We start from the raw sequence: 20,434 nt of genomic DNA, 5'->3' as shown, positions 1-20,434 counted from the left end.
CGTCCGCGCCTGACGTAGGTTCGGGTCGTCGTGGACCAGTACCTCTTCTTCTCGTGCTCGGCCGCGGCGAACCCGACCCTGGTCGCGGCGACGACCCTGATGCTGCTCAGCGCCCATCCGAAGCGCCTGATGGCCGGCTACCTGCTGGGCGCTTACACGATGAGCATCACCATCGGCCTCGTGATCGTCTTCGCGCTGCCGAACTCGAGCGCGGTCGACACCACCAAGCGCACGATCAGCCCGGGCATCGACATCGCCGTCGGCCTCGTCCTGCTGGTCGTCGCGTTCGTGCTCGCGACGGACCGTGACCAGCCCGTCGCCGAGCGGCGCCGGGAACGCCAGGCCAAGAAGCCCGACAAGGGACCGCCGCGCTGGCAGCGCGCGCTCGACCGCGGCTCGCCCCGCGTGACCTTCGCGGTCGGTGCGCTGCTCACCCTCCCGGGCGTCTCCTACCTGGCGGCGCTCACCCAGATCAACAAGATGGGCAGCAGCACCGGCGAATCGGTGCTGCTGGTGATCCTCACGAACGTCATCATGCTGGCGCTGATCGAGGTCCCGCTCCTCGGCTACGCCCTGCGGCCGGACGCCACGCCGCAGGCCGTCGACCGCGCGAAGGCCTGGATCGGCCGGCACACCCGCCAGGCCGCCGTCGTCGGGGCGACCGCCGTCGGCCTCGTGCTCGTGATCAAGGGCATCGCCCAGCTCGGGTAGCGCTCGCATCGCCTGAGCCCTACCCACCGCACAAGAAGCGCGCGTGGCACCCACATCTGGGCCGGTAGGAATGCGCCGCCTGGATCAAGGTCGATCTGCGACCGTCTGTCTATCATGAGCCTTCCGGAAGGGGACGACGAGGATGCTTCGGAGGAGACGTTGCGGCTGGCGCAGGCGATGCTTCAGCAGGTCTTCGTCGTCGAGCACGGCCTGACGCCGGGTGGGCGAGTCGCGACGGCGCAGGCATGGGCGGCGTTCTTGGACTTCGCGGGGCGCCCGGTGTTGCACCGTGATCGACAGCCGTCCAACGAATGGACGCAGGTCTCGCACGGAGGCCAGTGGGACGCGGAGGGCGGTGAGCCGCAGCCGTCCATCACGCTCGATCGTCTGATCACGGTCGAAGACGACGAAGGGTGGCACGACGGCGAGGTTCGGTGCATGTGCGACTTGACGTTCGATGATGCGCGGGCCTTCCATCTCGTGCAGACGCTGACCTTCGAGGGCCCCGGCGGCGAAACACCGCCGGCGTGGGTCGCAGAGGCTCGGGACGCCAACGAGTTCATGACGGTCGAGGATCTTGCGGCTGCGGTGATGGCGTCGGAGATCGGACCGCTGCTGCGCTTGCCGGAGTGCGTCCTACGGATCGACGCTCGGCACGTGTAGGGCACGCTCCCGGACCGTTCGTCTCTTCAACGGCCGACGAACGGCGCAGGCTCCGTGCCGTTCGGTGGATGCGACCGCGGGTCCGCTGCGCGAGCGTGTCCGCATGCGTATCGCGCTTCGCCTGCTTCCACTGCTGCTGGGGATCGCCGGGGTCCTGGCGACCCCGGCGACGGCCCTCGAGCTCACCACCAAGACCAAGGCCTTCGACGTCCGGATCTCCGGTTCGCACGTGGTCGACTGGGCGTACACGAGCGCGCTCGACCGGTCGAACTGCGCGTCGTGGTCGGTCGGGAAGGGCCAGTTCAAGGCGACCTACAAGATCGCGAAGAAGGTCCGCTACGAGCTGGTCGAGATCTTTCGCAACGGTCGGCTGACCGAGACCCGCTGGGGCGCGACCCGCGACCGGCTGCCGAAGTTCGCGATGACCCAGGGCGGGGACTGGCGGAGCAACAGCGCGTTCAAGATGGAGTGCACGCCGTGCGGTCCGTTGAGCGAGTTCGGCCCGTGCGTCCCCGATGCGCCGGCCCCGCCGAAGCCCTCCTGCCCGAAGCGGTCCGCTCGCGGAGTCGTCGATACGACCTTCCTCGCGGACGGTCGAGATGCGCCGACGGTCATCGAGAACTTCCTGGCGCCCCTGGTTCCCCGAGCGGCCCTGGTGGCTGAGGTGCGCTATTCGGAGGACCCGAAGTGGGGGAGCCAGTGCTACCCCCAGGCGGGCAGTGGGGACGTGCTGCCGCTGGCCCAGCCGGCGGCGCTGCTCGTCGATATCGGCGATCTCCCGAAGATGCAGCGTGGAGCCCGTGAACGGTTCGACAGCAGCCGCGACGAGTACGTCAAGTCCGGCGTGTTCCAGGAGGGCGTGTGCGGGCCGCTCGAGGGCGTCCTGAAGATCAACGCCTGCAGCACGACGCGGATCGAGCTGCAGGTCAAGCGGGTGCGGTGAGCCGGAACCCAGCGCGCGCTGGCGCTGACGTTCACGGGCTTCGCTCTGCGGGGCGGCGGGCGAAGGCGATGTCCACGGTCAGACACGGACACGACTACGGTGCTTGGCCCGTGCCACAATCAGCGCGTGAACGCTCGGCGAGGACTCTCAGCTGCGCCGTCGAGTGCCAGCGTCGCGGTCACCATGTCGGGTCCACGCGCGGAGGTCGTCGTGACGCAGCTGCCGTCGGACGGCGACCCGGTTGAACGAGCGTCGTGGACCGTCGCCGTCGCGAATGCTGACGACGACGGCTGCGAGGTCGTCGTCTCGCGGTCGCCGGACCGCGAGACCGTGGCGGTGCTGGTGGGACCCGAGCTGCGGACCGTCGATCTCCGTGACGGTGCGCTCTCCGAGCCGGTGGCGGTCGCGGCGGTCGATCGATCCGGTCTGGCGGCCGATCCGGTCGGGTACTTCAGGAGCGACGACGGGGTGATCGTCTGGGACGGGTGCACGGCCCCGTCCGTGATCCGTCCCGGAGCCGCGGCTGCGCTCGATCTGCCGCTCGAGCCCGGGTGGAGGCTCTCGCTGGTCGGCTCGATGGTCGTCGACGGCGGCCACAGCGGCCACGAGTCGAGGGCGCAGCACCTCTTCGCCTACGACGAGGAGACCGCTCGTGATCTGCCGCGCCAGCGGGCGCTGCTCCGGGAACGCCACGCGGAGGCGCTGGGCGTCGAGCTGCCGTTTCGCTGCGCCACCGTTCGTGACGGGTGCGAGGCCGTCGTGCACGAGGAGTCGCGTCGGTCAGGCGACGGCATCACGACGCTGTACTGGCCGCCGGTGGTCGGACCCGCGGGGGTGCTGTTCCGACGCAGCCGGTTGACCCGCAGCGTCGGCGACGGTGAAGGGGGACATCTCACCGAGGACACCGAGATCGGCTTCCCGTGGCTGGTCGCCCGCGACGGGGAGGTCCGGACGATTCCCGTCGAGCTTGGCGTCTCCCCGCTGTGCGCGCTGCCCGACGGTCGCTACCTGCTTCCGGGTGTGGATGCCCTCTGGCTCGACGGGACCGACGAGGAGATGCACGTCCTCGACGCCGACGGTCGGCTCGAGCCGTTGCTCGTCGAGGGCGAGCCGCTGACCCCCTCGCGGATCATGCGGAAGCTCGCTCCGCAGCTGCTGCCCACGCCCGAGCAGCGTCAGCGCGAGACGGTGTGCGACACGAAGCACGCTCGGGTGGACCCGGCCACCGGGGACCTGATCGTCCTGCTGGCCGAGCTGCCGTGGGGGACCGACGCACGCTACGACCCGACGGGCGCGTGGGCGGTCGTCGCGGTGCCGCTCGACCCGGCTCGCAGCTGGCGGCTGATCGCGACCGGGCCGGGCAGTCCCGGGACGCACGTGGCGATCGCGCTCTGAGCAGGGCGACGCGGTCCCGCAGCAAGCAGCATGCGGGCCGGGCGAGCAGGTCCGGAAGCGATCGGGACGACCAGGCCCGGCGCTAGGCTGAGCGCATGCCCACGTTGACCACGCTCGTCCTGTTCGCCGTCGTGGCCGCGGGGTTCATGGCGCTTCCCGGACCGAGCAGCCTCTTCGTCGTCGCGCGGGGGCTCTCGCAGGGCACGCGACCAGCGCTGTTCGCCGCCGCGGGGTGCGCGACCGCCTCCAGCACCTACGCGATCGCGACCGCCGCCGGCCTGGCCGCGGTGATCGCCTCGTCCCAGGTCGCGTTGCAGGCGCTCCACGTCGTCGGCGGCGGATACCTGCTGCTGCTCGCGGTCCGCTCCTGGCGGGACCGGACGCCGCTCGCCGTGGCGGGCGAGCAGCGCGCGCCGGCCTCCGGCTGGCGCTCCTACCGCCAGGGGCTCGTGGTCGAGCTGGCCAACCCGAAGGTGGCGCTGTTCTACCTCGCGCTCTTCCCGCAGTTCGTCGATCCCGCGCGGGGGAGCGCGGCGACCCAGATCCTGGTCCTCGGCGCGGTCTTCGTACTGATCGGGCTGGTCGCCGACAGCGCCTACGGCCTCGCCTCGGGCCGCCTCGCCCGCTGGCTGGCCCGCCGCCCGTCGGTGGCCGCCCGTCAGGGCCGGGTCGCCGCGGTCCTCTACGCGGGTCTCGGGGGCTGGACGCTGGCCTCGGCGGGATCGACCAGCCCGCGTCACTGAGAGCGATCGGCTGCCTCGGGCGCCGCCGGTGGGGCGCCTGAGCGGGCGCGCGACGCGTCCTCGGAGGCGTCACGCGGAGCCCGCCGGAGCGGTCGGCGAACCAGATCGCGGGGTTGCGGTGTCACAGAACGACGGGGCAACGCCAAATAGGAGCATGCGCGTCTACGCCGACTGCACCGACGAGGAGCTGCTGGTCCTCGCTCGGGCCGACTCCGACGCGTTCGCCGCGTTCTACGACCGCTACGCGGGAGCGATCAGCGGTTGGCTCGCCCGCCGCGCGCATCCCGACGCCGCGCAGGAGCTCTTCGCCGAGACGTTCGCCGAGGCCTGGTGCGCGCGTCGGCGCTACCGTCCGGCCAAGGGGTCGGCGGCCGGGTGGCTCTACGGGATCGCGCAGCACCTGCTGCATCAGTCCTACCGTCGCCTGGCCGTCGAGGACCGCGGACGTCGCCGGCTCGGCATGGCCCTGGAGCCGGTCGAAGCGGAGACCGACGAGTCCGATGCGCGACTCGACGCGGCCCGACTCCGGGTGGAGCTGAGCGCGGCGCTCGACCAGCTGCCGCGCGGGATCCACGACGCCGTCCTCCTGCGCGTCGTCGAGCAGCGCGACTACGCGGAGATCGCCGCGGAGCTCGGCTGCTCGAGCCAGACCGCCCGGGTGCGGGTCTCCCGGGGCCTGCGGGCCCTCCGGCGCCGCCCCGTCACCGAGTACGACCCTGCACCGATCGTTCCGTCCCCGTCACGAGGAGCAACATCATGACCACGAGCATCGACACCGCCGCCTTCCGCGAGCAGCTGGTCGCGGCGACCGCCCAGGATCTGCGACGCGGGGCGGTGCGGCGCAAGCGTGCTGTGCGCGTGTCCGTCCTCGCGACCGTCGGGGTCGTCGCCAGCACCGGCGTCGCCACCGCGACCGGCGTGCTGTTCGCGGCCCCGAAGCCCGACCCGACCGTCCCGAAGGTCGCGGAGTGGACCTACTACTCCCAGAACCCCTACGGCGACGGCGGTGGTGCGGTGCTGCTGCGCAAGCACCCGGAGGCGACCGCCCGGGCCAACCGCCTCAACGAAGCCGCGTTGGCCAAGAACGGGGTCACCGCTCGCTGCGGAACCGACCCCGGGCACCCGCTCGCCTGCTTCCTGCCCAACGGCGAGCTCGTCGACGCCAAGGACCTCGGCCCGGTCCTCGGCGGCCAGATGGACAGCGCGGCGGACTACGACATCAAGCCGCTGACCGCCGCCGAGGGACACGCCTGGCTGTGCAGGAACCCCGAGCAGCGTCCGGGTGCCGACGGGGGCGAGAAGCCGGCCCCGACCGCGGGCTACGAGGACTGCTGAGGCCGAGAGCTTCGGGCAGAGCCAGCGGTGACGGGCGGACCCGGTGCACGACCGGTTCCCGCCCGCCGCGGTTCCTCAGCTGCTCGCGTCGTCCCGGCCGCTCCCCGGCTTGGTCTGGGTGCCGGTCAGCCGGGCTGAGATCGAGTCGGGCAGCAGCGCCCCGACCTTCTCGGCGAGCTTGTGCGTCAGCTTGCCGGCGACCACGTGGTCGTCGCCCCGCATCATGGCCTCGAAGCCCTCCTGGGCGACGTCGGCCGGATCGCTCATGTCCTTGCGGGCGATCTCGGTCTCCTCGGCCCCGGAGCGCTCCCAGAACTCGGTGTCGGTGCCCCCGGGCTGGAGGGCGGTGACGGTGACGCCGCTGTCCCGCAGCTCGACCCGCAGCGCCTGGGCGAAGGAGTGGACGAACGCCTTCGAGCCGGCGTAGGTCGACTGGTAGGGCACCGGCGTGCTGACCGCCACCGACGAGGTGATCAGGATCCGGCCGGTGCCGCGCGCGACCATCGCCGGGGCGAAGCGGCGGGCGAGGTGGACCGTCGAGCCGACGTTGAGGTCGATCAGATGCCGGTGGGCGCGGACGTCGGCCGCGTGGACGAAGTCGCCGGTGACGCCGACGCCGGCGTTGAGCGCCAGCGCGTCGAGCGGGCGACCGAGCTCGGCGACGGCGTCGACCAGGGCCTCGCAGCCGTCGAACGTGGCGAGGTCGCCACGGACGCCGAGCGCGTCGACGCCGAGCGCGTGCATCTCGGACACGGTCGGCCCGACCCGCTCGTCCTCGGCCGCAACGACGACGTCGAAGTCGTTGCGGGCGAAGATCCGGGCGAGCTCGTGGCCGATGCCGGAGGTCGCCCCGGTCACGACCGCCAGCGGCCGGTCACTGGGGGAGCTACCGGAGGGATGGGGTGTGGTGCTCATCGCGGACCCCTTTCTCAGTCGCGGACGTCGGCGAGCTTCTGCTTGGCCTTGTTGGCCGAGCGCTTGGCGGTGTGGGCGACCTCGCGAGCCGCGTCGGCGGGCGTGGTCGTGGTCTCCTCCTCGTGCTCGTCTGCGTCCGCCCGCGCTGCGACGACCGCGTCGGTGAGGTCGCCGAGGCCGTCGAGCAGCCGCTGCAGCATCGCCTCCTCGTCCTTGCGGATGCTCGCGACGAGATTGACCGTCGCGGTGTCGCCGGCGTCCCGCGCGAGCCGCTCCAACGTGGTGTAGGTGGCGATCTCCAGGGCCTCGGTGGCGCAGGCGTCCTTGGCGTTCTTGAGCACCTTCTCCTCGCGGCCGTGCCCGCGGACGAGGTCGAGCGGCGTCTTGGAGAGGGCGATCAGCTGCGCGGCGATGCCCTGGGCGAGGTCGAGGCCGAGGGAGATCAGGCTGCCGGGCTCGACCTGCTCGACGTGCTCGAGTCGCTTGCCGACCCGGTCGGCGTGTGAGCGGGTCTCGCGCAGGTGCTCCTCCAGTGCGGTCCGGTGCGCTCCGCGCGGAGCGACGGCGATCTGGGACTGGAGGATCCGGACGAGGCCGAGCTCCATGGCGTGTGCCTCGCGCAGGTACTGGATGATGGTGGCGTCGCGCTGGGTCATGTCGTGCTCCGGTCGGGTTGCGGACGAACGTTCGTTGACCCGCTACCCAGTGGTCAGAGCGCTACACATCGAGTCGCGTTCGGTCGCGACTGTCGCGTCGGTCACGGCGCGGGCGGGGCCGACGCGGGCCGGGAGTCGCACGCGGTGCTCCGCTGGACCCCGGCGGTCAGGGCGACGGCGCCGAGCGCGGCGACGCCCAGCCCGGCACCGATCCAGGCGATCGACGGGTAGCCGAGGCCGGCGCCGATCGCCAGGCCGCCGAGCCACGGGCCGACGGCGATGCCGACGTTGAAGGCCGAGACGGTCCCGCTGGCGGCGAGCCCCGGCGGGCCCTCGACGATCGCGAAGACGCGGCTGTTGAGGGTCGGGTTGGTCCCGAAGCCGAAGGCGCCGAGCAGGAACGACAGGGCAATCGTCGGTAGCGGGTGGTGTGCCACCAGCGCGATCGCGATCGAGGTGAGGACGAGGCCGGTGATGCCGACGTACAGCGTCGTGAACGGGTGAGCATCGGCCACCCGTCCGCCGAGGCCGATGCCGATCAGGGCCCCGAGCCCGTAGAGCGCGAGCACGGCGGGGACCGCGCCCGCGTCGACGCCGGTGGTGTCGAGCAGCAACGGCGCCAGGTAGCTGAAGGTGATCAACAGGCTGCCGGTGGACAGCGCGGTCGTGCCGTAGGTCAGCCACAGCCGCGGGTCGGTCAGCGCGCGCAGCTCGTGCCGCAGCGGCGTGATCTCGTCCGGCGCGGGGCGACCGCCGGGGATCGTGGACAGCACCCCGACCGCCGACAGCGCGGACATCACCGCGACCGTCCAGAAGGCCGCGCGCCACCCGAGGTGGTCGCCGATCAAGGTCCCGCCGGGTAGGCCGACCAGCATGGCCAGGGTGAGGCCGCCGGCGACGATGCCCATCGCCTTCCCGCGGGCGTTCGGGGGCACCAGCGCGACGGCGGTCAGCGCGGCGATCGCCCAGAACCCGGCGTAGACGAACGCCCCGACGACGCGGGTGCCGAGGAGGACCACGTAGCTCGAGGTCAGGGCGGCGACGACGTGGGTCATGACGTAGATCGCGAGGAAGGTCAGGAGTGCGGTCCGGCGCGACCAGCGGCGGGTGACGACCGCGAGCGCCGGCGCGCCGACGATCATCCCGACCGCGAACGCCGAGATCAGGAGGCCGGTGTCTGGGATCGAGACGTCGAGGTCGGTCGAAAGCTGGGGGAGCAGCCCGGCGAGCATCAGCTCGGAGGTGCCCTGGGCGAAGATCGCCAGGCCGAGGACGTAGACGGCGAGGGGCATGGGTGCAGGCTCCTGATTGTAGATCGATCGGTCCAAAATGAGCCGAAAAAAGGGGCGGGCGGGTGTGGGGATCACAGCGCCGTCAGGGCCGTGGTCGCGACCGCTTCGAGTGTGGCCTGATCGGCGCCGCCTCGTGCCATCACGCGCAACCCGCTGATCGTCGCGACGACGAACTGGGCGAGCGCGCGGGCGTCGCGGTCGGCGTCGAGCTCGCCGGCGCGCTGGCCGGCCTCGATCGCCGACCGCAGCGCGCGGAGGCGCCGGTCCTGGTCGCGGGACAGCGCGTCCGCGACTTCGCGATCGTGCGGGCCGAGCTCGATCATCGCGTTGACGACCAGGCAGCCGGAGGGATCCTCGGGATCGGGGTCGACGGCCTGCCACAGCAGCGCCCGGAGCTTCTCGGCGAGGGGCAGTGGCCCCTCGAGCAGCTCGATCGCCGCCCCGGTCTTCTGCGCCATGTAGCGCTCGAGGGCCCGCTCGAAGAGGGCGTGCTTGCTCGTGAAGGTGTTGTAGATGCTGCTGCGCCCGAGACCGGTCGCCGCGCAGAGGTCCTGGGTCGAGGTTGCCTCGTAGCTGGCCGCCGCCCAGAACGCGCGCATCGCGGCGTGGATCGCCTGCTCCTCGTCGAACTCCCGCGGTCGTGCCATCGGAAGGGACCGTAGCACGGTTATGGAACGGTCGGTTCAATATGGCGGCCTTCACCCGGCGTGGCGGCTGGCCGAGCGACCTAGACTGGCCCGCGTGCGTGGCTGGGAGCTCGCGGTGGCGAGCCTGCGGTGAGCGGCTCGGCCCGGACGACTGAGATCCGGCGTGGCGCTGGCTCAGCCCACCGTGGAGGCGACCACGGTCGGCACGTACGTCTGATCGTCTGACCGGTCGCCGGACGAAGCATGGATCGCGACCTGCTCGTACGCGCCGAAGGGCTTGCGGAGGTGGGTCCGCCAGGGCGTGTACACGAGGGCGAGGGTCGCGCCGTGCTCGCGCTCCCAGGCCCGGACGACGCGCAGGTCGAACAGCGAGAGCAGCGCGACGCCGAGACAGAGCAGGGTCGGCACGGCCAGGTCCTGCATCAGGGCGCCGCCGAGCGCCGCGATCGCCAGGAGGAGTCCCAGGCCGCGGACCGCGGGACCCCAGAGCGGTCGGATCCGGACGTCGGTTGCGGTGACGGCGCGGGGTGCGCGCTTCGCCAGCTCACGCTGCTTCGTGGTCCGGCCGGTGAGGATCAGGAAGGCGCTGATGCTCAGGAAGCCGAGCGCGTACGGAAGCGCTCCGCGCCAGTCGTGCAGGTCGATCAGGACCCCGGCCACCAGGGTCGCCACGCCGGCGATCAGCAGCGTGGCGACGCCCACGTACAGATCCTGGCGCGCCGGGAGCACCTGTGGTCGGGGGTGCTCGGCGGGGATGGGCTCACGCATCGGCGGATCCTGGACCGGACGCACCCGGGTCGATCGTCGCCGTCGCCTACGCCGTCGCCAGCAGCGACCCCGCCAGCACGACCATCACCGTCGCGATCAGGCCGTCGAGCACCCGCCAGGCGGCGGGCCGGGCGAAGATCGGGCGGAGCAGGGCCGCGCCGTAGCCGACGGCGGAGAACCACGTGATGCTGGCGACACCGGCCCCGACGGCGAACCACCAGCGCTGCTCGTCGTGGCTGTCGGCGACCGATCCGAGCAGGACGAGCGTGTCGAGGTAGACGTGGGGGTTCAGCCAGGTGAAGGCCAGCGCGGTGAGGAGGGTCGCGATCGGGCCGATCGGGCCGGTGTCGGTGCCGGTCTGGAGGGCGACCGGGCGCAGCGCGCGGCGGGCGGCGAGCGCCGCGTAGCCGAGCAGGAAGACCGCGCCGCCGATCCGCATCGCCTGCGCGAGCCACGGGACCTGGGAGATCAGCGCCCCCGTCCCGGCGACGCCGGCGACGATCAGGGCGACGTCGGAGAGCGCGCAGACGGCGACCACGATCGTCACGTGCTGGCCGCGGAGTCCCTGGCGGAGGACGAAGGCGTTCTGCGCGCCGATCGCGACGATCAGGGAAAGGCCGAAGGCGAGCCCGGCGACCAGGGCGAGGAGTTCGGGCGTTCCGGGCATCCGCAGGAGTGTGCGGCCCGGCGAACCGAGAATCCAGCGCATGTTTCTACAGAATCATTAGCCTGGCTACAGTGGAACCCGATCTGCAGCAGCTTCGCGCCCTCAGCGCCGCCGTCTCGGAGGGCACGCTCGACGGCGCCGCGCGCGTCCTCCACGTGACGCCGTCGGCGGTCAGTCAGCGTCTGAAGGCGCTCGAGACGGCGACCGGTCGGGTCCTGCTCGTGCGCAGCAAGCCGGTCCGGGTGACGCCGTCGGGCCGCGCCGTCCTGCGCCTGGCGCGCCAGGTCGAGCTGCTTGCCGCCGACACCGCCGCCGAGCTCGACCTGGCCGAGGGCGAGCGCGGGTTCGTCACGTTGCCGGTCGCGGTCAACGCCGACTCGATGGCGACCTGGGTCCTGCCCGCGCTGGCGCCGCTGGCCGACGAGCTCTGCTTCCAGCTCTACCGCGAGGACGAGGACCGGACCAGCGAGCTGCTGCGCGAGGGGGCGGTCGTCGGCGCGGTGACCGCCGACGCCGAGCCGGTCGCCGGCTGCAGCATCGTCGCCCTCGGCGCGATGCGGTACCGGGCGATGGCGGCCCCGGCGTACGTGGCCCGGTGGTTTCCGAACGGCCCCGATCCGGCCGCGTTCGCCGGGGCGCCGATCGTCAGCTTCGACCGCGACGACCAGCTCCAGCGGCGGTTCCTCGAGCGGCGCGGGGCGGGGCACGTCGCGCCGCCGAGCCACCAGGTCCCGTCCTCGTCCGACTTCGTGGCCGCGATCCGGCTCGGGCTCGGCTGGGGGATGGTGCCGCACCTCCAGTCCGGCGACGAGCAGCCGGGCGGGCCGCTGATCGACCTCGATCCGGCGGCCCCGGTCGACGTCCCGCTCTTCTGGCAGCAGTGGCGGCTGCGGACGCCGGCCCTCGACCGCCTGGCCGAGGCCGTGATCACCGCGGCGCGGCGGGAGCTGCTGGCGGTCTGACCTCGTCGGCCGCGGCCGCGGCCGCTCGCCCCCGGATCTGCCGCGCGACCTGGTCCGCCGCCTGCCGCACCTGGCGAACCAGCCACTCGCGGGTCTCCGGGCCGACGTGCTCGCTGCGGAAGGTCAGGGTGACCGCGGCGGCCGGGCGCCCGGTGTGGTCGAGGACGGCACACGCGACCGAGGCGAACCCGGCGGTCACCGAGCCGTCCTCCCACGCGTAGCCCTGGGCGCGGACCTCGGCCAGCACCGCCCGCAGCTCGGTCTGGGTCGCCGGGCCGCGGTCGAGTCGCCGGACCAGCGCCCGCCGTGACGGGTAGAGCGCCCGCAGCTGCCCGGGGGCCAGCGCCGCCAGCATCGCCTGACCGCTCGCCGTCAGGTGGGCCGGGAGCCGCACGCCGACGTCGGTCACGAGGCTGGGACGACCGGCCGCGCGCTCCTCGATCAGGTAGAGCACGTCGGCCCCGTCGAGCACGGCGAAGTGGCCGTTGTGGGTGGTCGTGTCGACCAGCCGCGCGAGCGTCGTCTGAGCGATCCGGCGTAGCGGCTGCTGGCGGGAGTAGGCGAAGCCGAGCTCGAAGGCGGCGACGCCGAGGCCGTAGCGGCCCTCCTCGCGCAGGTGGACGACGAAGCCCTCGTCCTGGAGCACCGTCAGCAGGTGGTAGACGCTCGACCGCGGCAGCTCGAGCTCGCGCGCGATCGCGGCGGCGGGCACCGGCGCCGACTGGCGGGCCAGCAGGTTCAGGACCCCGAGGGCCTGGCGGGCGGCGGGCGCGTTGGCCATCTCGTCCACTGTCTCAGATCTGAGACGCAACTGGTGGGGATTGCGTGACTTCGCCCCGACCGCCGGTTTGAATCGCGGCATGAGCACGACGGACGGGGTAGGGGTGGACGCCACGCGGGGCGCCCGAGCGGGGGAGATCGGAGCGGTCGCGGGCGGCTCAGCCGTGGCCACGACGCCCGTCACGGTCGGCACCGGCCCGCTGACCCCCGCCGACGTGATCGCCGTCGCCCGCTACGGCGCGCCGGTCGTGCTCGCCGACGAGGCGTTGGCGGCGATCGCGGCCAGCCGCTCGGTGATCGAGGCGCTGGCCGAGGACAGCCTCCCGCACTACGGCGTCTCGACCGGCTTCGGCGCGCTCGCCACGCGCTCGATCCCGCTCGCCCAGCGGACCCAGCTCCAGCGCAGCCTGATCCGCAGCCATGCGGCCGGCTCCGGCCCCGAGGTCGAGCGCGAGGTCGTCCGCGCGCTGATGCTGCTGCGGCTCTCGACGCTCTGCACCGGCCGGACCGGCGTCCGCCCCGTCGTCGCCACCACCTACGCCGGGATGCTCAACGCCGGGATCACCCCGGTCGTCCACGAGTACGGCTCGCTCGGCTGCTCCGGCGACCTCGCGCCGCTGGCCCATTGCGCGCTGGCGCTGCTCGGCGAGGGGCCGGTCGACGACGCCGACGGCCACCGCCGCGACGCCGCCGAGGCGCTGCGTGACGCGGGCCTCGAGCCGGTCGTGCTCCAGGAGAAGGAGGGGCTGGCGCTGATCAACGGCACCGACGGCATGCTCGGGATGCTGCTGTTGGCGATCGAGGACCTGCGCGAGCTGCTGACCGTCGCCGACGTCACGGCCGCGATGAGCGTCGAGGGGCTGCTCGGCACCGACCGCGTCTTCGCAGCCGACCTCCAGGCGCTGCGGCCGCAGCCGGGCCAGGCGCGCGCCGCGACCACGATCCGAGAGGTCCTCGCCGGTAGCCCGATCGTCGCCAGCCACCGCGGACCCGAGGACACCCGCGTCCAGGACGCCTACTCGCTGCGCTGCGCGCCGCAGGTCCACGGGGGCGCCCGCGACACCATCGACCACGCGGCGTTCGTGGCGCGCAACGAGCTGTCGGCTGCCGTCGACAACCCGGTCGTGACGGTCGACGGTCGGGTCGAGTCCAACGGCAACTTCCACGGCGCGCCGGTCGCCTACGTGCTCGACTTCCTGGCGATCGTCGCCGCCGACGTGGCGAGCATGGCCGAGCGCCGGACCGACCGCTTCCTCGACCCGGCCCGCAGCCACGGGCTGCCGCCGTTCCTCGCCGACGACCCCGGCGTCGACTCCGGCCACATGATCGCCCAGTACACGCAGGCGGCGATCGTCTCCGAGCTGAAGCGGCTCGCGGCCCCGTCGAGCGTCGACTCGATCCCCAGCTCGGCGATGCAGGAGGACCACGTCTCGATGGGCTGGTCCGGCGCGCGCAAGCTGCGGCGGTCGGTCGACGGGCTGACCCGGGTGCTGGCGATCGAGCTGCTGACCGCCGCCCGCGGGATCGAGCTGCGCGCCCCGCTCGAGCCGGCCGCGGCGACCGCCGCCGTGATCGACGCCCTGCGCGAGACCGCCGACGGCCCCGGCCCGGACCGGTTCCTGGCGCCCGAGATCGAGGCCGCCGTCGCCTTCGTCCGCGAGGGCCGCGTCCGCGCCTGTGTCGAGTCGGCGATCGGGCCGCTCTCGGCCGCCGCCCCGACCACGTCCGCCGGGAGCGCCGCGGCATGACCGTCGTCCCGTCCCACCGCACCGTCGCCACTACCCCGCACCCCCGCACCGAGGAGTCCGCATGAGCACCCCCGCCGTCGCCCGTCCCGTCCGCGCCGCCCGGGGACCCGAGCTGTCCTGCCGCGGCTGGCAGCAGGAGGCCGCCCTGCGGATGCTCCAGAACAACCTCGACCCGCAGGTCGCCGAGCACCCCGACCAGCTCGTCGTCTACGGCGGCACCGGCAAGGCCGCCCGCAGCTGGGCCGCCTACGACGCGATCGTCCGCACGCTCCGCGACCTCCGCGACGACGAGACCCTGCTCGTCCAGTCCGGCAAGCCGGTCGGCGTGCTGACGACCCACGAGTGGGCACCGCGGGTGCTGCTGGCCAACTCCAACCTGGTCGGCGACTGGGCCAACTGGGAGGACTTCCGCAAGCTCGACGACCTCGGGCTGACGATGTACGGCCAGATGACGGCCGGCTCGTGGATCTACATCGGCAGCCAGGGGATCCTCCAGGGCACCTACGAGACCTTTGCCGCCGTCGCCGCCAAGCGCTTCGGCGGCTCGCTGAACGGGACGATCACCCTCACCGGCGGACTCGGCGGGATGGGCGGCGCGCAGCCGCTGGCCGTGACGATGGCCGGCGGCGTGGCGATCTGCGTCGAGGTCGACCGCTCGCGGATCACCCGCCGGATCGAGCACGGCTACCTCGACGTCGAGGCCAGCGATCTGGACGACGCCGTCCGCCGCGCCGTCGCCGCCCGCGACGCCGGTACGCCGCTCTCGATCGGCGTCGTCGCCAACACCGCCGAGGCGGTCCCCACGCTGCTGGCGATGGGTGCCCCGATCGACGTCGTCACCGACCAGACCTCGGCCCACGATCCGCTCGCCTACCTGCCGGCCGGCGTCGCCTTCGAGGACTGGAAGCGGCTGGCGCAGGAGGATCCGGCGGACTTCACCCGTCGCGCCCGCGAATCGATGGCCCGCCACGTCGAGGCGATGGTCGGCTTCCAGGACGCCGGCGCGGAGGTCTTCGACTACGGCAACTCGCTGCGGGCCGAGGCCCAGCTCGGCGGCTACGAGAACGCGTTCGCCTTTCCCGGCTTCGTCCCGGCCTACATCCGCCCGCAGTTCTGCGCCGGCCGCGGCCCGTTCCGCTGGGCCGCGCTCTCCGGCGATCCGGCCGACATCGCGGCGACCGACAAGGCCGTGCTCGACCTCTTCCCCGAGCACGAGTCGCTCAACCGGTGGATGAAGATGGCGGCGGAGAAGGTCCACTTCGAGGGGCTGCCGGCGCGGATCTGCTGGCTCGGTCACGGCGAGCGGCACCTCGCCGGGCTCAAGTTCAACGAGCTGGTCGAGAGCGGCGCGGTCCAGGCCCCGATCGTGATCGGCCGCGACCACCTCGACTGCGGCTCGGTCGCCTCGCCCTACCGCGAGACCGAGTCGATGCTCGACGGCTCCGACGCGATCGCCGACTGGCCGCTGCTGAACGCGATGGTCAACGTCGCCTCGGGCGCCTCCTGGGTCTCGATCCACCACGGTGGCGGCGTCGGGATGGGCCGCTCGATCCACGCCGGCCAGGTCTCGGTCGCCGACGGCACCCCGCTGGCCGCCCAGAAGCTCGAGCGGGTCCTGAGCAACGATCCCGCCACCGGCGTGATCCGCCACGTCGACGCCGGCTACGACGCGGCCGCCGACGTCGCAGTGGACCACGGGATCCGGGTGCCGATGAACGAGGGGGCGGACGGGGCGTGACGGGAGAGAGCGAACCCGTGGGCGCCGGGGCCGATCGCCGTTCCCGGACGGACGGAGGCAGCACGACCGCGGTCGGCGCCCCGACGGTCGGGGTCCCCGCCGTCGGCGATGCTGCTGCGGTGACCGTCTTCCACGCCGAGTTCGCTTGGCTCGGCGGCGACCGGGTCGAGACCGACGTCGAGATCCGCGTCGCCGACGGGCGGATCGCTGCGGTCCGGCCCGGGGTCGAGGCGGCCGACGGCGCCGTGCGGCTGCGCGGCGTGACGCTGCCGGGGATGGCCAACGGCCACTCGCACGCCTTCCACCGCGCCCTGCGCGGGCGGACCCACCGCGGCGGCGGGACCTTCTGGACCTGGCGCGAGGACATGTACGCGGTCGCCGCGCGGCTGACCCCCGATCACTACCGGGCGCTGGCGCGGGCGGTCTACGCCGAGATGGCGCTGGCCGGGATCACCTGCGTCGGCGAGTTCCACTACCTCCACCACGCACCCGACGGCACGCCCTACGCGGATCCGAACGCCTTCGGCGAGGCGCTGATCGACGCGGCCGACGAGGCCGGGATCCGGATCACGCTGCTCGACGCCTGCTACCTCTCGGGCGGCTTCGGCGACCCGGGCGCGGGCGCCGCCGGACCGCGGGCGACGCCCCTGGTCGGGCCGCAGCTCCGCTTCGGCGACGGCGATGCGGCGGCCTGGGGTGAGCGGGTCGCGGCGCTGCGTCCGCGCGACCACGCGCGGATCGGGGCGGCGATCCACTCCGTGCGGGCGGTGCCCGCCGACCAGCTGGCGACCGTCGTCGGCTGGACCGACGAGCGCGAGGCACCGCTGCACGTCCACCTCTCCGAGCAGCGGGCGGAGAACGAGGCCTGCCTCGCGGTCCACGGCTGCACCCCGACCCAGCTGTTGGAGGCCCACGGCGCGCTCGGCCCGCGCTGTTGCGCCGTCCACGCCACCCATCTGACCGACACCGACGTCGACCGGCTCGGCGGCTCGGCGACCTGCATCTGCATGTGCCCGACGACCGAGCGCGACCTCGCCGACGGGATCGGCCCGGCGGGCCGGCTGGCCCGCGCCGGCTCGCCGCTGGCGCTCGGCAGCGACAGCAACGCGATCGTCGACCCGTTCGAGGAGGCGCGGGCGATGGAGCTGAACGAGCGGCTGGCGAGCGAGCGCCGCGGCCACTGGCCGTCCGCCGCGCTGCTGCGGGCCGCGACGGTCGACGGCCACCGTGCGCTCGGCTGGCCCGAGGCCGGCGTCCTGGCCGCGGGCGCCCCGGCCGACTTCGTGACGGTCGGCCTCGAGTCGGTCCGGCTCGCCGGCACGCGACCGGAGACGGCGCTGGAGTCGGTCGTCTTCGCCGCCGCCGCGGCCGACGTCCGTGAGCTCGTCGTCGCCGGCCGCCGGGTCGTCTCCGACGGCCGTCACCTGCTGGTCGACGACGTCGTCGGCGCGCTCGACGCCACGATCGCCGAGGTCCTGGCGTGACCGGCGTCGTGGCGGCGCCCGGCGGAGCGACAGCGGCCCGCCCGGGCGCGATGCTCCGCCTCCGTCCTGTTCGCCCCACCACCGAGGACCGCGCATGAGCGTGCTGATCGACCGCATCGGGACCCTGGTCACCAACGACCCCGAGCTCGGGCGCGGCCCGATCGGGCTGATCGAGGACGCCGCCCTGGTGCTCGACGACGGCGTCGTGCAGTGGGTCGGCTCGCGAAAGGACGTGCCAGAGGCCGCCGCGACGGAGCGCTTCGACGCCGCCGGCCGCGCCGTCATCCCCGGCTTCGTCGACAGCCACGGGCACCTCGTCTTCGCCGGCGAGCGGGCCGACGAGTTCGCGGCCCGGATGTCCGGCCAGCCGTACGCGGCGGGCGGGATCCGCACGACCGTCGAGGCGACCCGGGCGGCCAGCGACGAGCAGCTGACCGCGACGATCGACCGCTTGACCGCCGAGGCGATGCGCTCGGGCACGACCACGATCGAGTGCAAGTCCGGCTACGGGCTGACGGTCGAGGACGAGCGCCGGAGCCTCGAGATCGCCGCCGGCCGGACCGACGAGGTGACCTTCCTCGGTGGCCACGTCGTGGCGCCCGAGTACGCCGATCGCCCCGCCGCCTACGTCGATCTGGTCTGCGGTGACATGCTCCACGCCTGCGCCCCGCGCGCCCGCTGGATCGACGTCTTCTGCGACCGCGGTGCCTTCGACGGCGACCAGACCCGCGAGATCCTGGCCGCCGGCGTCGCCGCCGGCCTGGTCCCGCGGCTGCACGCCAACCAGCTCCAGCACGGGCCGGGCGTCCAGATCGCGGTCGAGTTCGACGCGGCCTCGGCCGACCACGTCACCCACGTCGACGACGCCGACGTCGACGCGTTGACCAGCGGCAACACGGTCGCGACGCTGCTGCCCGCCGCCGAGTTCTCGACCCGCGCGGTCTACCCGGACGCCCGCCGGCTGCTCGACGCGGGGGTCACGGTGGCGCTGGCCGCCGACTGCAACCCCGGTTCCAGCTACACGACGAGCATGCCGTTCTGCATCGCGGTAGCGGTCCGCGACATGCGGATGACGCCTGACGAGGCGATCTGGTCGGCGACCGCCGGCGGTGCCCGTGCGCTGCGGCGGAGCGACGTCGGGCACCTGGGGGTCGGCGCCCGCGCCGACGCGATCCTGCTCGACGCCCCGTCGCACATCCATCTGTCCTACCGGCCGGGGGTGCCGCTGGTCGCGGCGGTCTGGCAGGCCGGCGTCCTGGCCTGGGGAGGCACCCGTGGTTGATCCGACGACGACCGAGACCACGTCGGCGCAGGCCGCAGCGGCGGCGACTCCCGGCGCCACCCCGCTGCGGGTGACGGCCGACGACCTCGCTGTCCGGATGGCCGGGCTCGAGGCGATCGGCGCCGGGTCCGACGGGGTCACGCGGCTGCCGTGGTCGGCCGAGGACGAGCAGACCGGACGCTGGTTCGCCGAGCAGGCCGCCGAGCTGGGCCTGCGCGTCGAGCGCGACGCGGCCGGCAACCGCTGGGCGCTGCCGGACGGCGACGGTCCCTGGTGGGCCGTCGGCTCGCACCTCGACAGCGTCCGCGGTGGCGGTCGCTTCGACGGGCCGCTCGGGGTGGTGGCGGCGTTCGCCGTCGCCGCCCGCTCGAGCCGGCCGATCGCGGTCGTCTCGTTCGCCGACGAGGAGGGCGCTCGCTTCAACACGCCGACCTTCGGCAGCCGCGCGCTGGCCGGGGTGCTCGACGTCCCGGACGCGCTGGCGCGGGTCGACGAGGACGGCGTGACGATGGCCGCGGCCCTGACCGCGGCCGGCGTCGATCCGGAGGGGCTGGCCGGCGCGCCGCAGGGCCTCGACCGGATCCGTGGCTTCGTCGAGCTGCACATCGACCAGTCGCTCGACCTCGTCGGGGCCGGGGTCCCGTTCGCGGTCGTCGAGGGTCTCGCGGCCCGGCTGCGGTTGGCGATCGAGCTGGGCGGGACGGCCGATCACGCCGGCACCACGCCGATGGACGAGCGCCGCGACGCGATGGCCGCGGCGGCCCGGATCGTCGTCGCCGCGCTCGACCTCGCCGACGACGGGATGCGGGTGACCTCGGGGCGGCTGCTGGTCGAGCCGAACGCGCGCACAACGATCGCCTCGTACGTGCGGGTCTGGCTCGACGTCCGCGCACCGACGCCGGAGATCCTCGACGCCTACGAGCGGACCTGGCGGGCGCGGGCCCAGGAGCTGGCGGACGCCGGCCGGGTCGACCTCGCGATCCGGGTCGAGTCCCGCTCGCAGGGCGCCACCTTCGACCCCGAGCTGCGCGCGCGACTGCGCGGCCCGGAAGGCGACGAGACGCTCTGCTTCGCGGGGCACGACGCGGGCAACATCGCCCCGCACCGTCCGGCCGCGATGGTCCTCGTGCGCAACCCGACCGGGATCAGCCACAGCCCGGAGGAGTCCGTCACCCTCGACGACGCGGCGGCGGGGGCGACCCGGATCCTCGAGGTGCTGGAGGGGCTGGGCTGAGCGGGGCGCCGTCCGGCCCCGCGGTCAGGCGGACTTCGGCGCGTAGCGGTGGTGCAGGTCCAGCGCGTTGCCGGCCGGGTCGAGGAAGATCGCCTGGTGGCAGACACCGCTGTCGATCGTGTCGGCGACGAACGAGACGCCCTTCGCCTCGAGCTGGGCCCGGGCGGTGGGGACGTCGTCGACCTGCAGCGCGAGCGGGACGCCGTGGGGCCGGAACTCCTGCCCGAAGGCGGTCGGGTCCATGATCGCGATCGTGAGGTTGCCCGCCTGGAACTCGGCGGCGGGCATCGCACCCCACCGCTTGACGAAGGGGAGGCCGAGCACCTCCCCGTAGAAGTGGAAGGAGGCGTCGAAGTCCTGGGCCGGAATGGCGACGAAGTCGACGCCGGTGATCAGGGGCGTGGTGGTCATGTGTCTCTCTCGATCGTGTGCAGGAGTGCGGGACGGTCTCTGTGAGACGCCCGGGGTGGC

Annotated in this window: 21 protein-coding genes; 13 read left to right on the top strand and 8 right to left on the bottom strand. The window is 73.5% G+C overall.

The features are described from left to right. The first annotated feature begins 30 nt into the window (after nt 1-30). The 7 genes from ACVUH9_RS01070 (at nt 31) to ACVUH9_RS01040 (ending at nt 5,790) form a co-directional block, all read left to right on the top strand. Nucleotides 31-711: a GAP family protein gene (locus ACVUH9_RS01070; protein ID WP_475753081.1), complete on the top strand. Its 681-nt coding sequence runs from the start codon at nt 31-33 to the stop codon at nt 709-711. Between the two features lie 114 nt (nt 712-825). Beyond that, complete coding sequence (locus ACVUH9_RS01065) at nt 826-1,374, top strand: hypothetical protein (protein WP_475753079.1); 549 nt, start codon at nt 826-828, stop codon at nt 1,372-1,374. A 103-nt stretch (nt 1,375-1,477) separates the two neighbouring features. Next, entirely contained in the window at nt 1,478-2,317 is an 840-nt protein-coding gene (locus tag ACVUH9_RS01060) for a hypothetical protein (RefSeq protein WP_475753077.1), read from the top strand. 183 nt (nt 2,318-2,500) lie between these two features. Further along, entirely contained in the window at nt 2,501-3,712 is a 1,212-nt protein-coding gene (locus ACVUH9_RS01055) for a hypothetical protein (RefSeq protein ID WP_475753076.1), read from the top strand. Between the two features lie 95 nt (nt 3,713-3,807). After that, on the top strand, nt 3,808-4,455 hold the full coding sequence (locus ACVUH9_RS01050; RefSeq protein ID WP_475753074.1) for a LysE family translocator: 648 nt from the start codon (nt 3,808-3,810) through the stop codon (nt 4,453-4,455). A 154-nt stretch (nt 4,456-4,609) separates the two neighbouring features. Then, entirely contained in the window at nt 4,610-5,215 is a 606-nt protein-coding gene (locus ACVUH9_RS01045; RefSeq protein WP_475753072.1) for an RNA polymerase sigma factor, read from the top strand. Then, nucleotides 5,212-5,790: a hypothetical protein gene (locus ACVUH9_RS01040; protein ID WP_475753070.1), complete on the top strand. Its 579-nt coding sequence runs from the start codon at nt 5,212-5,214 to the stop codon at nt 5,788-5,790. The genes ACVUH9_RS01045 and ACVUH9_RS01040 overlap by 4 nt, the downstream gene beginning before the upstream one ends. A 75-nt stretch (nt 5,791-5,865) precedes the next feature. Here ACVUH9_RS01040 and ACVUH9_RS01035 read toward each other — a convergent pair whose 3' ends face one another. The 6 genes from ACVUH9_RS01035 to ACVUH9_RS01010 form a co-directional block, all read right to left on the bottom strand. Further along, nucleotides 5,866-6,705 (bottom strand): SDR family NAD(P)-dependent oxidoreductase, encoded by an 840-nt coding sequence (locus ACVUH9_RS01035; RefSeq protein WP_475753068.1) that lies wholly within the window; start codon nt 6,703-6,705, stop codon nt 5,866-5,868. 14 nt (nt 6,706-6,719) lie between these two features. Beyond that, nucleotides 6,720-7,361, bottom strand: a complete 642-nt coding sequence (locus tag ACVUH9_RS01030; RefSeq protein ID WP_475753066.1) for a DUF892 family protein — start codon at nt 7,359-7,361, stop codon at nt 6,720-6,722. Nucleotides 7,362-7,462: 101 nt separating this feature from the next. Beyond that, nucleotides 7,463-8,653 carry a Cmx/CmrA family chloramphenicol efflux MFS transporter gene (locus tag ACVUH9_RS01025; RefSeq protein WP_475753064.1) on the bottom strand — a complete coding sequence of 397 codons (1,191 nt, stop codon included), beginning with the start codon at nt 8,651-8,653 and terminating at the stop codon, nt 7,463-7,465. Between the two features lie 71 nt (nt 8,654-8,724). Beyond that, nucleotides 8,725-9,300: a TetR/AcrR family transcriptional regulator gene (locus ACVUH9_RS01020; protein ID WP_475753062.1), complete on the bottom strand. Its 576-nt coding sequence runs from the start codon at nt 9,298-9,300 to the stop codon at nt 8,725-8,727. 174 nt (nt 9,301-9,474) lie between these two features. After that, nucleotides 9,475-10,068, bottom strand: coding sequence for a hypothetical protein (locus ACVUH9_RS01015; RefSeq protein WP_475753060.1), 594 nt, complete (start codon nt 10,066-10,068; stop codon nt 9,475-9,477). A gap of 46 nt (nt 10,069-10,114) precedes the next feature. Next, complete coding sequence (locus ACVUH9_RS01010) at nt 10,115-10,735, bottom strand: LysE/ArgO family amino acid transporter (RefSeq protein ID WP_475753058.1); 621 nt, start codon at nt 10,733-10,735, stop codon at nt 10,115-10,117. A 71-nt stretch (nt 10,736-10,806) separates the two neighbouring features. Here ACVUH9_RS01010 and ACVUH9_RS01005 point away from each other — a divergent pair, with 71 nt between their 5' ends. Further along, nucleotides 10,807-11,697 carry a LysR family transcriptional regulator ArgP gene (locus ACVUH9_RS01005; RefSeq protein WP_475753056.1) on the top strand — a complete coding sequence of 297 codons (891 nt, stop codon included), beginning with the start codon at nt 10,807-10,809 and terminating at the stop codon, nt 11,695-11,697. Here the strand turns inward: ACVUH9_RS01005 and ACVUH9_RS01000 are convergent. Next, the gene (locus ACVUH9_RS01000) at nt 11,663-12,478 is read right to left on the bottom strand and encodes an IclR family transcriptional regulator (protein WP_475753054.1); all 816 of its coding nucleotides are present in this window, start codon (nt 12,476-12,478) and stop codon (nt 11,663-11,665) included. The genes ACVUH9_RS01005 and ACVUH9_RS01000 overlap by 35 nt on opposite strands. A gap of 163 nt (nt 12,479-12,641) precedes the next feature. Here ACVUH9_RS01000 and hutH point away from each other — a divergent pair, with 163 nt between their 5' ends. From hutH to ACVUH9_RS00975, 5 genes are all read left to right on the top strand, one after another. Beyond that, nucleotides 12,642-14,225, top strand: coding sequence for a histidine ammonia-lyase (gene hutH / locus ACVUH9_RS00995; protein ID WP_475753052.1), 1,584 nt, complete (start codon nt 12,642-12,644; stop codon nt 14,223-14,225). A gap of 61 nt (nt 14,226-14,286) precedes the next feature. Beyond that, complete coding sequence (hutU, locus tag ACVUH9_RS00990; RefSeq protein WP_475753050.1) at nt 14,287-15,963, top strand: urocanate hydratase; 1,677 nt, start codon at nt 14,287-14,289, stop codon at nt 15,961-15,963. Between the two features lie 119 nt (nt 15,964-16,082). Next, the gene (locus ACVUH9_RS00985) at nt 16,083-17,447 is read left to right on the top strand and encodes a formimidoylglutamate deiminase (RefSeq protein WP_475753048.1); all 1,365 of its coding nucleotides are present in this window, start codon (nt 16,083-16,085) and stop codon (nt 17,445-17,447) included. A gap of 94 nt (nt 17,448-17,541) precedes the next feature. Beyond that, nucleotides 17,542-18,729 (top strand): imidazolonepropionase, encoded by a 1,188-nt coding sequence (gene hutI / locus ACVUH9_RS00980; protein WP_475753046.1) that lies wholly within the window; start codon nt 17,542-17,544, stop codon nt 18,727-18,729. Further along, nucleotides 18,722-19,963 (top strand): hydantoinase/carbamoylase family amidase, encoded by a 1,242-nt coding sequence (locus ACVUH9_RS00975; RefSeq protein ID WP_475753044.1) that lies wholly within the window; start codon nt 18,722-18,724, stop codon nt 19,961-19,963. Before hutI ends, ACVUH9_RS00975 begins: the two co-directional genes overlap by 8 nt. A 24-nt stretch (nt 19,964-19,987) precedes the next feature. On the opposite strand, the gene ACVUH9_RS00970 is transcribed toward ACVUH9_RS00975, so the two are convergent. Next, nucleotides 19,988-20,374 (bottom strand): VOC family protein, encoded by a 387-nt coding sequence (locus tag ACVUH9_RS00970; protein ID WP_475753042.1) that lies wholly within the window; start codon nt 20,372-20,374, stop codon nt 19,988-19,990. Nucleotides 20,375-20,434: the final 60 nt, after the last annotated feature.

The organism is Patulibacter ginsengiterrae (genome assembly GCF_056269115.1).
Note: the sequence above shows the minus strand (reverse complement) of the source record. Positions and strands in the feature narration are given on the sequence as shown.